The organism is Nonomuraea sp. NPDC002799 (assembly GCF_053592075.1).
Genome location: NZ_JBSFVA010000007.1, coordinates 127,423 through 140,357, shown reverse-complemented (window position 1 = coordinate 140,357; position 12,935 = coordinate 127,423). Strand labels below are relative to the sequence as shown.

Annotated in this window: 13 protein-coding genes; 8 read left to right on the top strand and 5 right to left on the bottom strand. The window is 70.0% G+C overall.

The genetic code is table 11. From position 1 onward, the window contains the following. The first annotated feature begins 22 nt into the window (after nt 1-22). The 6 genes from lon (at nt 23) to ACWD0F_RS16040 (ending at nt 7,431) form a co-directional block, all read left to right on the top strand. Complete coding sequence (gene lon, locus ACWD0F_RS16065) at nt 23-2,380, top strand: endopeptidase La (protein WP_449875981.1); 2,358 nt, start codon at nt 23-25, stop codon at nt 2,378-2,380. A gap of 408 nt (nt 2,381-2,788) precedes the next feature. Beyond that, entirely contained in the window at nt 2,789-3,742 is a 954-nt protein-coding gene (locus ACWD0F_RS16060; protein WP_449875980.1) for a methionine ABC transporter ATP-binding protein, read from the top strand. After that, nucleotides 3,739-4,395 (top strand): methionine ABC transporter permease, encoded by a 657-nt coding sequence (locus ACWD0F_RS16055; protein ID WP_449875978.1) that lies wholly within the window; start codon nt 3,739-3,741, stop codon nt 4,393-4,395. The genes ACWD0F_RS16060 and ACWD0F_RS16055 overlap by 4 nt, the downstream gene beginning before the upstream one ends. 11 nt (nt 4,396-4,406) lie before the next feature. Further along, nucleotides 4,407-5,243: a MetQ/NlpA family ABC transporter substrate-binding protein gene (locus ACWD0F_RS16050; protein WP_449875976.1), complete on the top strand. Its 837-nt coding sequence runs from the start codon at nt 4,407-4,409 to the stop codon at nt 5,241-5,243. 87 nt (nt 5,244-5,330) lie between these two features. After that, nucleotides 5,331-6,881 (top strand): AMP-binding protein, encoded by a 1,551-nt coding sequence (locus ACWD0F_RS16045; protein ID WP_449875974.1) that lies wholly within the window; start codon nt 5,331-5,333, stop codon nt 6,879-6,881. Nucleotides 6,882-7,257: 376 nt separating this feature from the next. Next, on the top strand, nt 7,258-7,431 hold the full coding sequence (locus ACWD0F_RS16040) for a hypothetical protein (protein ID WP_449875972.1): 174 nt from the start codon (nt 7,258-7,260) through the stop codon (nt 7,429-7,431). A gap of 28 nt (nt 7,432-7,459) precedes the next feature. On the opposite strand, the gene ACWD0F_RS16035 is transcribed toward ACWD0F_RS16040, so the two are convergent. Further along, on the bottom strand, nt 7,460-8,305 hold the full coding sequence (locus ACWD0F_RS16035; RefSeq protein WP_449875970.1) for an NAD(P)H-binding protein: 846 nt from the start codon (nt 8,303-8,305) through the stop codon (nt 7,460-7,462). Between the two features lie 98 nt (nt 8,306-8,403). On the opposite strand from ACWD0F_RS16035, the gene ACWD0F_RS16030 reads away from it, so the two are divergent. Together ACWD0F_RS16030 and ACWD0F_RS16025 are read left to right on the top strand one after the other, a co-directional pair. Beyond that, the gene (locus ACWD0F_RS16030; RefSeq protein ID WP_449875968.1) at nt 8,404-8,859 is read left to right on the top strand and encodes a MarR family winged helix-turn-helix transcriptional regulator; all 456 of its coding nucleotides are present in this window, start codon (nt 8,404-8,406) and stop codon (nt 8,857-8,859) included. A 166-nt stretch (nt 8,860-9,025) separates the two neighbouring features. Further along, the gene (locus ACWD0F_RS16025; protein WP_449875966.1) at nt 9,026-10,276 is read left to right on the top strand and encodes a S1C family serine protease; all 1,251 of its coding nucleotides are present in this window, start codon (nt 9,026-9,028) and stop codon (nt 10,274-10,276) included. A gap of 73 nt (nt 10,277-10,349) precedes the next feature. On the opposite strand, the gene ACWD0F_RS16020 is transcribed toward ACWD0F_RS16025, so the two are convergent. The 4 genes from ACWD0F_RS16020 to ACWD0F_RS16005 are packed head-to-tail and all read right to left on the bottom strand — an operon-like array spanning nt 10,350 to nt 12,901. Beyond that, nucleotides 10,350-11,090: an ABC transporter permease gene (locus ACWD0F_RS16020; RefSeq protein WP_449875964.1), complete on the bottom strand. Its 741-nt coding sequence runs from the start codon at nt 11,088-11,090 to the stop codon at nt 10,350-10,352. Next, nucleotides 11,083-11,964: an ABC transporter ATP-binding protein gene (locus ACWD0F_RS16015; RefSeq protein WP_449875962.1), complete on the bottom strand. Its 882-nt coding sequence runs from the start codon at nt 11,962-11,964 to the stop codon at nt 11,083-11,085. Before ACWD0F_RS16015 ends, ACWD0F_RS16020 begins: the two co-directional genes overlap by 8 nt. Beyond that, nucleotides 11,961-12,284 carry a winged helix-turn-helix domain-containing protein gene (locus ACWD0F_RS16010; RefSeq protein WP_449875960.1) on the bottom strand — a complete coding sequence of 108 codons (324 nt, stop codon included), beginning with the start codon at nt 12,282-12,284 and terminating at the stop codon, nt 11,961-11,963. Before ACWD0F_RS16010 ends, ACWD0F_RS16015 begins: the two co-directional genes overlap by 4 nt. Then, a complete protein-coding gene (locus ACWD0F_RS16005) occupies nt 12,281-12,901 on the bottom strand; it encodes a hypothetical protein (protein WP_449875958.1) in 621 nt (206 codons plus the stop codon). The genes ACWD0F_RS16010 and ACWD0F_RS16005 overlap by 4 nt, the downstream gene beginning before the upstream one ends. Nucleotides 12,902-12,935 lie beyond the last annotated feature (34 nt).

Genomic DNA, 12,935 nt, shown 5'->3' with positions numbered 1-12,935 from the left:
AACTCAACCCTGAGGAGTTCGCGTGAGTGAGAGCTTGATCCTTCCGGTCCTGCCGCTGGACGACGCCGTCGTGCTGCCGGGCATGGTGGTTCCGCTGGACCTGTCCGACTCCGAGGTGCGCGCCGCCATAGAGGCCGCCCGTGCATCCGGTGGCAACAAGCCACAGGTCCTCCTCGTTCCCCGGATCGACGGCCGCTACGGCGGCATCGGCGTCCAGGCCGTGATCGAGCAGGTCGGCAGGTTGCCGGGAGGTGAGCCCGCCGCGGTGGTGCGCGGCGTGGGCCGCGTCCGCATCGGCACGGGCACGACCGGGCCGGGCGCCGCCCTGTGGGTGGAGGCCGAGTCGATCGACACGGTCCCCGCGGGCGAGCGCGCGGAGGAGCTGGCCAAGGAGTACAAGGCCCTGGCCACCACGATCCTGCAGAAGCGTGGCGCCTGGCAGGTCGTCGACCAGGTGAACACCATCGACGACCCGTCGGTGCTGGCCGACAGCTCCGGCTACACCCCTTGGCTGACCACGGCGCAGAAGGTGGAGCTGCTCGAATCGGCCGACCCGGCCGAACGGCTGGCCAGGCTGATCGAGTGGTCCCGCGAGCACCTCGCCGAGCTGGACGTCGCGGAGACGATCCGCAAGGACGTGCAGGAGGGCATGGACCGGCAGCAGCGGGAGTTCCTGCTGCGCCAGCAGCTCGCCGCGGTGCGCAAGGAGCTCAAGGAGCTCAACGGCGACTCCGAGACCGAGGAAGAGGACTACCGCGCCCGCGTCGAGGCGGCCGACCTGCCGGTCAAGGTGCGCGAGGCCGCGCTCAAGGAGGTCGACAAGCTGGAGCGGACCTCCGACCAGTCTCCTGAGACCGGCTGGATCCGCACCTGGCTCGACACGGTGCTCGACATCCCGTGGAACGACCGCACCGAGGACAACTACGACATCGCCGGCGCGCGAGAGGTGCTCGACGCCGACCACACGGGCCTGAGCGATGTGAAGGACCGCATCATCGAGCACCTGGCCGTGCGCAAGCGCCGCCAGGACAAGGGTCTCGGCGTGGTGGGCGGCCGCCGCAGCGGCGCCGTGCTCGCCCTCGCCGGTCCTCCCGGAGTCGGCAAGACGTCCCTGGGCGAGTCCGTGGCCCGCGCGATGGGCCGCAAGTTCGTCAGGGTCGCGCTCGGCGGCGTACGCGACGAGGCCGAGATCCGCGGCCACCGGCGCACCTACGTCGGCGCGCTGCCCGGCCGCATCGTCCGCGCCATCCGCGAGGCGGGCTCGATGAACCCGGTCGTCCTGCTCGACGAGGTCGACAAGGTCGGCGCCGACTACCGGGGCGACCCCACGGCCGCCCTGCTGGAGGTGCTCGACCCGGCGCAGAACCACACGTTCCGCGACCACTACCTCGAGGTCGAGCTCGACCTGTCCGACGTGCTCTTCCTGGCCACGGCCAACGTCCTGGAGGCCATCCCCGGCCCGCTGCTGGACCGGATGGAGATCGTCACGCTCGACGGCTACACCGAGGACGAGAAGGTCGCCATCGCCCGCGACCACCTGCTGCCCAGGCAGCTGGAGCTGGCGGGGCTGACGGCCGAGGAGGTCGCGGTCGAGGACGGCGCGCTGCGCAGGCTGGCCGCCGAGTACACCCGTGAGGCCGGCGTCCGGTCGCTGGAGCGCGCGGTCGCGCGGATCCTGCGCAAGGTGGCGGCCAACGGCGAGCTGCCCGTCACGGTCGGCGAGGACGGGCTGGTCGGCTACATCGGCCGGCCGAGGTTCGTGCCGGAGTCGTCGCTGCCCGAGTCCACCCAGCGCACCTCGGTGCCGGGCGTGGCCACGGGCCTGGCGGTCACCGGGGCGGGCGGTGACGTCCTCTACGTGGAGGCGTCGCTGGCCGACCCGGAGACCGGCGAGACGGGTCTGACGCTGACCGGCCAGCTCGGCGACGTGATGAAGGAGTCGGCCCGGATCGCGCTGTCCTACCTGCGCTCGCACGGCGCGGAGCTGGAGCTGCCGGTCACCGCGCTGAAGGACCGTTCGGTCCACGTGCACTTCCCCGCGGGCGCCGTGCCCAAGGACGGCCCCTCGGCCGGGGTGACGCTGACGACCGCGCTGGCCTCCCTCCTGTCCGGGCGCCTGGTCCGCGGTGACGTGGCCATGACCGGCGAGATCTCGCTCACCGGGCGGGTCCTGCCGATCGGCGGCGTCAAGCAGAAGCTGCTGGCGGCGCACCGCGCGGGCATCACCACCGTCCTCATCCCGGCCCGCAACGAGCCGGACCTGGACGACGTGCCCGCGGAGGTCCGCGACGAGCTGACCATCCACCCGGTCAGCGACGTGCGCGAGGTCCTGGACATCGCGCTGGTCCCGGCTCAGGTCGCCTCCTCCGTGGCGGCCTGACCACGCGGGCACCGCCCCGCCGCACCCAGCCTCCTGGAGTACGGCGGGGCGGTCCCATGTCCGGGTGGCCGCCCGGTGGCGGAGCGTGATGCAGATCACAAAACAGATCAGGAATATCGGGATATCACCCGCTGTTGACCATGGAGTGACCGAGACATACGCGACCGACCACAGCGCCCGCCGTGACGTTCTGTGTGTCTGCGTGTGTATGGGACGAATGCCGGCCTGACACTCCGACCGATCGCCCGTCCTCCTCGAAGGTCATCATGATCACACCTGACTATGTGCTGAGCAGGCTGAGTCACCTGCCGTTCCACCCGGGCACCCGCTGAGGGCCCCGCCTCTCCCATAGGTGATGTACGTTCCGCGGCTCGCCACCCGAGCCGCCCTCAGTCGTGGGGATGTTCCGTGATCCAGGCTTCCGGCCTGCGCAAGCAGTACGGCGACACCGTCGCGCTCGACGGCGTCGACCTGCACGTGCGCGAAGGCGAGATCTTCGGCGTGCTCGGCCAGAGCGGCGCCGGCAAGAGCACGCTGCTGCGCTGCGTCAACCTGCTCGAACGGCCCAGCGCGGGCACCGTCACCGTCGCGGGGCAGGACCTGACCGCGCTGCGCAGCGCCGAGCTGAACCGCGCCAGGCAGCGCATCGGCATGATCCACCAGCACTTCGCGCTGTTGTCGTCGCGCACGGTGGCCGGCAACGTGGCCTTCCCGCTGGAGGTCATGGGCGTGCCCAGGACCGAGCGCGAGCGCCGCGTCGGCGAGCTCCTGGAGCTCGTCGGGCTGGAGGGACGCGGGGGAGACCGCCCCCGGCAGCTCTCCGGCGGCCAGAAGCAGCGCGTCGGCATCGCCAGGGCGCTGGCGGGCAACCCGGACGTGCTGCTGTCCGACGAGGCCACCTCGGCGCTCGACCCGGCCACCACGCAGTCGATCCTGGCGCTGCTCAAGCGGCTGAACGCCGAGTTCGGCCTGACGATCCTGCTCATCACCCACGAGATGAACGTCGTCAAGAGCGTCTGCGACTCGGTCGCCATCATGACCCAGGGCCGCATCGAGGAATCGGGCACCATCGCCGACCTCATCAGGACCCCGGGATCCCGGCTGACCAGGGAGATCTTCCCGCTGCCCGACCCGGCCCCGGCCGGCTCGGTGACCCTGACGTTCACCGGCGACCCCCGGCAGCCGGTGGTGTCGGAGGTGGTGCGCAAGTTCGACGTGGACCTGAGCATCCTGGGCGGCTCCATCGAGGACCTGGCCGGCGGCTCCGTCGGCCGCCTGCGCGTGGCGCTGGCCGGCGCCGAGGCCCCCGCGGCGCTCACGTACCTGCGCGGGACCGGACTGATCGTCGAGGAGGCCGCGTGACCTGGGAAGAGATGCTGCCGCTGCTCTGGCCGGCGACGCTGGAGACGGCGCAGATGGTCGGGTGGTCGGCGCTGTTCACCGCGCTGCTCGGGCTGCCGCTCGGCGTGGCGCTGGTGGTGTTCGACCGGGGCGGGCTGCGGCCGATCCCGGCGCTGAAGTCGGTGCTCGGCTTCGTGGTGAACATCGGGCGGTCGCTGCCGTTCATCGTGCTGATGATCGCCATCATCCCGTTCACCCGGCTCGTCGTCGGGACCACCATCGGGACCGCGGCGTTCGTCGTGCCGCTCACCGTCGGGTCGGTGCCGTTCTTCGCCCGGCTGGTGGAGACCGCGCTCAGAGAGGTCGGCGCCGACGTGGTGCAGGCCGCCCAGGCCATGGGCGCGAGCCGGATCACCATCGTGCGCAAGGTCCTGCTGCCCGAGGCGCTGTCCGGGCTGGTCGCGGGGCTGACCGTCACGATCGTGGCGCTCATCGGCTACTCCGCCATGGCCGGCACACTCGGCGGCGGCGGCCTGGGGGACCTGGCCGTCCGGTACGGCTACCAGCGGTTCGAGACGCTGCTGATGATCGTGACCGTCGTGCTCCTCATCGTCATCGTGCAACTTCTGCAGAGCCTGGGCGACTGGGTCGCCCGGCGCCTATCGCATAAATAGAGGGAAAACATATGAGAATTTATCGCCTTGTGGGTGCGGCCGTACTGGCTCTGTCGCTCGCCGCATGCGGTACGTCGCAGTCCGCCGGCAGCACCGCCGCCGCCACGGCCCCCGCCGAGTCCGCGGACACCGTGCTCAAGATCGGCGCCAGCCCGGTGCCGCACGCGGAGATCCTCAACTTCGTCAAGGAGAACCTGGCCCCGGCCGCCGGCCTGAAGCTGGAGATCGTCGAGTTCACCGACTACGTGCAGCCCAACGTGCAGCTCGACGAGGGCCAGCTCGGCGCCAACTTCTTCCAGCACAAGCCCTACCTTGACGACTTCAACGCGACCAAGGGCACCAAGCTCAGCTTCGTCACCCCGGTCCACCTGGAGCCGCTGGGCCTGTACTCCAAGAAGCTCACCGACGTGTCGGCGCTGGCCAGCGGCGCCACCGTGGCCGTCCCCAACGACGCCACGAACCTGGGCCGCGCGCTCAAGCTGCTCGCCGACAACGGCATCGTCAAGCTGAAGGACGGCGCGGGCACCGCGGCCACCGAGCGCGACGTCGTGGACAACCCGAAGAAGCTGCAGTTCAAGCCGCTGGAGGCGGCCCAGCTCCCGCGCTCGCTCGAAGACGTCGACGCCGCCGTGATCAACGGCAACTACGCCATCGAGGCCGGGCTCAAGCCGGCCTCGCAGGCGCTGGTGCTGGAGAAGACCGAGGGCAACCCGTACGTCAACGGCCTCGTCGTCCAGGCCGGCCACGAGAAGGACGCCGGCATCGTCACCCTCGGCAAGCTCCTGCAGGACCAGAAGGTCAAGGACTTCATCAAGCAGAAGTACGAGGGCTCGGTCATCCCCGCGTAGTCAGCGGCCAGGAAAGCCGCGGTCCGTCACCGGGCCGCGGCTTTCGCATGCTGGCGCGGCGGGCGGTCTCCCGAATACTGTTCTGGTATGCATCCGGGAGCCATCGCAGCAGTCACCCCAGACAAGCCCGCTGTGATCATGGCGGGCTCCGGGCTGGTCATCACCTATCGAGAGCTTGACGAGGAGTCCAACCGGCTGGCCCACCTGTTCCGGAGCGCCGGGCTGCGGCCGGGCGACCACATCGCGTTCATGCTCGCCAACCACCCGCTCTTCCTGGCCGTGGCCTGGGCGGCGCACCGCTCCGGCCTGTACTACACGCCGATCAGCTCGCGGCTGCGCACCGACGAGCTGGCCTACATCGTCAACAACTGCGGCGCCCGGATCTTCCTGTCCAGCGCGGACCTGGCCGGCGTCGCCACCTCGATCACCGGGGACACGCCCGGCGTCGAGCTGCGGCTGATGCTGGACGGCGTGGCCGAGGGCTTCACCTCCTACGAGGAGGCGGTCGCCAAGCAGCCGGTCACCCCCATCGACGACGAGTGCCAGGGCATGGACATGCTCTACTCCTCGGGCACCACCGGCCGGCCGAAGGGCGTCAAGCTGCCCTCGGCGTACGGGCCGCTCGACGAGCCCGGCATGCTGTTCCGGCTCATCCAGGGGCTGTTCGCGCCGTCGCAGGAGAGCGTCTATCTCTCGCCCGCGCCGCTCTACCACGCCGCGCCGCTGCGTTACTGCCTGACGTTCCAGCGGCTGGGCGCCACGGTGGTGGTGATGGAGCGCTTCGACCCCGAGCAGTATCTGTCGCTGGTGGAGCGATACGCGGTGACGCACTCGCAGCTCGTGCCGACGATGTTCATCAAGATGCTCAAGCTGCCCGAAGAAACCCGGACAAAATACGATATTTCATCACTCAAGTACGCGATCCACGCCGCCGCGCCCTGCCCCGTCCCCGTCAAGGAGCAGATGATCGGCTGGTGGGGCCCCATCGTCCACGAGTACTACGCCGGCACCGAGGGCAACGGCTTCCTCTACGTCGGCTCCCAGGACTGGCTCCAGCACAAGGGCACGGTCGGCCGCTCGCTGCTCGGCGTCGTGCACATCTGCGACGAGGACGGCGACGACCTGCCGCCCGGCGAGCACGGCACGATCTACTTCGAGAACGGCGGCCGCTTCGAGTATCACGGCGACCCCGGCAAGACCCGCTCGGCCCAGGATCCCCAGGGCCGGGGCTGGACCACGCTCGGCGACATCGGTTACCTGGACGAGGACGGCTTCCTCTACCTCACCGACCGCCGCTCGTACATGATCATCTCAGGTGGCGTGAACATCTACCCGCAGGAGGCCGAGAACGTGTTGTCGGTGCATCCCAAGGTGGCCGACGTGGCGGTGTTCGGGGTGCCGGACGAGGAGATGGGCGAGCAGGTCAAGGCCGTGGTGGAGCCGGTGACCCCGGCCGAGGCCGGCCCGGAGCTGGAGGCGGAGCTGATCGCCTACTGCCGCGAGCACCTGGCCTCCTACAAGTGTCCCAAGTCGGTGGACTTCCGCGCCGAGTTGCCCCGCCACCCGACGGGCAAGCTTTACAAGCGCCTGCTCAGGGACGAATACTGGCCGGTCGGCGACGTGCGCACAGCCGGCTGAAAAGACGAAAGCCCCCGCTCGGTTTCGCACTGAACGGGGGCCTCGCTTTGTGGGTGGCGACGGGACGGCTACCACCCCGTCCTTGTCGCCCGGGGTACAAACTGCTCCGCGAAGAGTCACCTGCACCGGCACCGACGATACCTCGTGCGGCGCTGAATGACTGCACAACGTAAGAGAATGGTGACTCTGCGTTCTGCATTCTCGGTGCTGTGTTCAAAAAGTTGAAGGGCAAGTCGCTACACGATGGCCATTGAAGGGAGTAGAGTGCCCATGTCGGGTACTTAGAGTGACCGTTTAACTACCACAAGTGGTCGCTCTTGTCGTTTATTCGACATGCTCCGCGAACTGGGTCTTATTGGGCATAACGGGAGGAAATATGTCCGCCCTGCACATCAGCGCTCTCTGCGTGATCCTCGCAGTTCTGACGCTCACGGGATACATCGTCCGGCGACTCTCCGATGTCGCCCCCAAGACCATCGCGGCCATTCTGCTCGCGCTGGCCACTCTCCTGGGAAGCATCCCTCTCCTGCTCGGTTTCTTCTCCGTCTGACCGCCCGGCCGAGAGGCGGACGCGCGGATCAGGTGGTCCTGAAGGCGTCGGCGTTCCGTTCGCACCAGGCGGCGAAGGTGCGGGGCTTGCGCTGGAGCAGGCGCTCCACGGTGTCGGTGCGGAATCCGGCGGTGTCGGCGCGCATGAGGTGGAACCCCTCGGTGATGGCCTCGGCCAGCGCCGGAGGCGCCCCGTTGGGGAATCGGGAGGCGACGGCCTCCTCCGCGGTGGTCACCGGCCGGATCGCGATGTCCCGGCCGGCCGTCGCGGCGAGGATCTCCACCTGTTCGGTGACGGTGAACACCTCCTCGCCGGTGAGGACGTATTCCTGGCCTTGGTGGCCGTCGCCGGTCAGGGCCAGGGCGGCGACGGCGGCGATGTCGGCGGGGTCGATCGGCGCGTACCGGCCGGGGCCGGCCGGATCGAGGACATAGCCCGCCTGGCGGATGGTGGGCAGCCAGTCGAAGGCGTTGGTCATGAAGCCGCCGGGCCGCAGGAAGGTGGCCGGGACGCCGGAGGCTCGGATGGCCTGCTCGCGCTCGTGGTGCCAGCGGCCCATGGCGGGCATGGGGTCGCCGAGCACGTTGAACGAGGACAGGTGCACGATGTGGCGCACCCCCGCGGCCTGGGCGGCGGCGACGGCGTTCCCGGTGTGGTCGAGGCCGATCCCGGGGGTGAGCAGGAACAGCCGGTCGACCCCGGCGAAGGCGGGCGGCAGCGTCGCCGGGTCGCTCAGGTCCGCCACGACCCGTTCGGCCCGCTCGGGCAGAGCGGCGGCGCGGGCCTGGTCGCGGACCAGGATGCGGAACGGCACGCCGCTCTCGTCCAGCTCGCGGACGAGCTCGCGCCCGACGTTTCCGGTGGCACCGGTCACCAGTATCATGAGAATCCTCAGTTCGTTTGCCGGTTAACGATCGGGAGAACGCTAACCGGTACACGATTTGCTGTCAATCGCACACCGGAGGCCTCGACGTGCCCGAGTTCCTGGACCTGCACAGCAAGGCGTCGAAGGCGCTGCGGACGGCGGCCGAGACGGCCGTGCGGCGGCACGGGCTGCATCTGGGGCAAGATCACCTGCTCGCGGTGTTGTGGCGGCAGGACGGCCGCACCCCGGGCGAGGTCGCCGCCGCGCTGAACGTCACCACCCCCAACGTCGTCAAGGCGGCCACCCGGATGGCCGCGGCCGGCCTGCTCACCCGTCGCCGCGACGACCGGGACCACCGGCTGGTCCGGCTCTGGCTCACCGACGCCGGACGCGCCCTGCAAGCACCCATCGAAAAGGAACGGCGGCTGCTCGAAGAGCAGGTCACCGCCGACCTCACCGACGCCGAACGCGAACACCTCCTCAGCGCGCTGACGAAGATCCACCGTTCCGCGACGGCCCTGATGAGCGCCCCCGTCGATCGGCACGGCTCGGCCGCCACCTGATGCCGCGATGCCCTTTTTTCGGCCGGTCGTGCCGGGGCGGCCGGCTCGGTGAGCAGCAGTGATAAGCCGCCCGTCAACTGTCGCTTGTTTCGCCGATCATTGGCTTAACCAGGTCTTACGCGCTTGTTGCGACCCTAGAGTCATAGGGACCTGAGGGAGATGACAGATGGACGCGAACGAGCCTCGCGAGCAGGCCACCGGCGGGTGGAGCCAGTTCGGCAGCACCCCGCCGGCCGCCGGGGGCTTCCCCCGGCGTGACACGCAGATCATGCAGCAGCCGCCCCCACCGCCACCGCCGCCCGCTCCGCCGAGAAGGCCGGGCTTCTCCGGGGGCCGCAAGGCCATCGCCGGGCTCGCCCTGGCGGTCACGGCCATCGGCGGCGGCATCGTGGGGGCCGTCGTCGCCACCTCGTTCCAGCCCGAGCAGGTCGCCAGCGGCGGCAGCGGCACGCCCAGCCCCGTCTTCAGGTCGGCCTCCAAGGAGCTGACCGTCGCCGAGGTCGCCGCCAAGGTGCAGCCGACCGTGGTGATGATCCAGGGCCAGACCGGCGAGGGCTCCGGCGTGGTGCTGTCGGCGGACGGGCTCATCCTCACCAACAACCACGTGGTCGAGGGCGCCGGCCAGGGCGGCGGTCAGATGAGCGTCAAGTTCAGCGACGGCAAGACGGCCAAGGCCAGCGTCGTCGGCACCGACCCGCCCACCGACCTCGCCGTCATCCGCGCGGAGGGCGTCGCGGACCTGACCGCGGCCGCGCTCGGCGACAGCGACGCGCTCAAGGTCGGCGACGCGGTGCTCGCCATCGGCAGCCCGCTCGGCCTCGACGGATCCGTCACCGCCGGCATCGTCAGCGCGCTCGACCGCACGCTCACCGTCGGCGGCGAGCAGCGCCAGCAGATCCCGCCGGGCTGGGGCCAGGAGCAGCAGCAGAGCCAGGGCGGCGCCACCACCACGATCGGCGGCGCCATCCAGACCGACGCCTCGATCAACCCGGGCAACTCCGGCGGCGCGCTGGTGAACGCGGCGGGCGAGCTCGTCGGCATCAACACCGCGATCGCCTCGGACGCGGCGGGCGGCGGCGTCGGCTTCGCCATCCCGGTCAACACCGCCAAGCAGGTGTCCCAGCAGCTCATCGACAGCGGCAAGGTCAGCCACGCCTTCCTCGGCGTCAGTGTCACGGACGCGACGGGCGACGTGCCGGGGGCGCTGATCCGGCAGGTCACCTCGGGAAGCCCGGCGGAGAAGGCGGGATTGCAGCAGGGCGACCTGATCACCAAGATCGGCGACAAGGCGGTTGACGGGGGAGATACGGTTGTCGGGCAGGTCAGAGGTTTCAAACCGGGCCAAGAGGTCAAGATCACATATATGAGGGACGGTAAGGCCGCCGAGGTCACCGTCACTCTCCAAGAACAGAGCTGACACAGAAGGACCCCCTCATGGACGGGTGTGCCGTTGAGATCGCTGCGGACTCGGCGGCACACCCCCCCATTACTCAGGTGAAGCGGCGCCCCTCGTCGCGGCGGTAGGCCCAGACCGCCGCGGCCGCCGTGACCACGGTCCAGACGGCCAGCATGACCAGCGCGACCACGTTGGGCGCGCGGTCCACGGTCACCAGCCAGAGCAGCTCGGCCACGCCCCTGGCGGGCGTGTACGGCGAGACGACGTCGATGAAGTCCGGCAGCACCTGCGGCGGCAGCAGCAGCCCGCCGAGGATCGCCAGCGGGAAGAACAGGATCTGCGACACCGCGATCGCGGCCTTGGACGTCAGCGTGAGGCCGATGAACAACGCCATCAGGATGAACGGGATCCCGCCCGCGACCAGCGCGCCGAGCCCGAGCAGCAGCTTGACCGGCGTGATCGTCGCCTCCGTGAGCAACGCCGCGACGACCAGCACGGGGATCACCGAGGTCAGCATGATCGCGATCGTCACCAGGATCCGGGCGGTGAAACGGGGGAACGGGCCGGCGGGAAGCGTGCGCAGGTAGGGGTTCCAGGGCAGCTCGCGGTCCATCGCGACGGTGATGCTGAGCCCGATGAGCGCCCCGGACATGGCGCCGAAGAACATCAGCGACGCGGTCGCCATCGTGGCCGCCTCCGGATCGGCGCCGGAGAACGGCATCACGAACGCCACCATCGTGACGGCCGGGAACAGCGCGCTGGCCAGGATGCTGATCGGCACCCTGAGCTGCTCGATCATCAGGTAGCGCGCGTGCGCGAGGACCAGGCTAGACATGTGCGGCCTCCGTCGAGGTCAGGGCCAGGAAGGCCTCTTCCAGGGTGCTCGGCCGGATCTCCAGGCCGGAGAACGGCGCTCCGCTCCGCACCAGCTCGACGACCAGCCGGTCGGGATCGGTGGTCACCAGCGTGATCCGCCCGTCCGCGCGCTCCGAGCCCAGGACGCCGGGCAGCTCGGGCAGACCGTCGGCGACGAGCGAGACCCGCCGGACCCCCACGACGTCGCGTACGGCCTGGACCGTGTCGTCGGCCAGCACCCGGCCGTGCCCGATCACCACCGCCCGCTCGGCCAGGGCCTCGATCTCCTCCAGGTAGTGGCTGGTCAGCAGCACCGTGCCGCCGCCCTCGTGGAAGGACTTGACGCCGTCCCACAGCGCCCGCCTGGCCTCGACGTCCAGGCCGGTCGTGGGCTCGTCGAGGAAGACCAGCCGCGGATCGCCCGCGAACGCCAGCGCCACCGCCAGGCGCCGCTTCTGCCCGCCGGACAGGCCGCCGACCTGCCGTTTGGCCAGGTCGCCCAGGCCGAAGCGGTCGAGCAGCTCGCCCTTGTCCGCCTTGGCCGTGAAGTGCGCCGACACGAAGTCGACGATCTCGCCGACGCGCAGCGCCTCGGGCAGCCCGGTCTCCTGCGGGGTCACGCCGATGCCGCGCCGCCTGGCCGGATCCTGCGGCGAGCCGCCGAGTAACTCGACGGTGCCCGACGTCGGCCGCCGCAGCCCCACGAACAGGTTGATCAGGGTGGACTTGCCCGCGCCGTTCGGGCCGAGCAGGCCGACCAGCTCGCCCGCCCGGATGTCGAGCGAGACGCGGTCGAGGGCGGCCACGTCGCCGTAGCGCCGGGTCACCTCGATCGCTCTGGCGAGAACGGTCATTGCACGCCTCCAGCGTTGTCGAGCAAGGCGCGGATCGCCTTGGTGTATTCCTCGAAGGCCAGCCGCCCGCGCTTGGTGATCGCGGTGTAGGTCACGGGGGTGCGGCCCTTGTGCGTCTTGGTGATCCGGATGTATCCGGCCTCTTCCAGCTTGGTGAGGTGCACCGACAGGTTCCCCGCCGTCATGCCGAGCAGATCCTTCAGCGACCCGAACGCCAGCTCGTCGCCGTCGCCGAGCACGTTGAGCGCGGCGATCACGCGCAGCCTGGCCTGGGCGTGGATCACGGGGTCGAGCTCGGGCAGGCCCTTGTCCTCGGTCACGAGCGGCGCCGCAGCCACAGGCCGGCGACGATGAATCCGCCGCCCAGCAGCACCGCGGTCAGCAGCGCGTGCCAGCCGGGGCCGAGCAGCACGCCCAGGGCGTTGACGCCCGCCGCCCAGACGCCGAGGAAGAACATCGGCCAGTTCAGCCAGATGGCGCCGCCCGCCATGTACATCACCGCCACGACCAGCAGGGACGTGCCCGACCAGAGCAGGCCGGTCTCCGCGGGGGGCAGGATGTCGCTCAGCCGGGTGCAGATGACCGTGACCAGCAGCATCCCGGCGAACCAGGCGTAGCCGTACATCGCGCCTCTGGCCGAGCTGTCGCCGCGGACGCTCATGTTCATCCGCACGATCCCGTACGCGGCCACCGACCCCGACACGAGCTGGGCGCTCATCAGGATGGCCAGCGCCTGCATCTGGGAGATCGGCGCGTACGGCCGGCCGTCGAGGCCGTAGTGCAGGAAGAAGGCGGTGAAGCCGAGCAGCCAGGCCACGCCCCAGGGGGTGTAGAGCAGCACGGGGTTGCCCCGCAGCCGCTTCACGGTGGCGACGCTCTGCTCCTCGATGACGCGGAGCATCTCCTCGGGACTCGGAGGGGTGTCGTCTTCTACCATGCGCAAACTCCTCGCAATCTCAAACTGGTTTGTA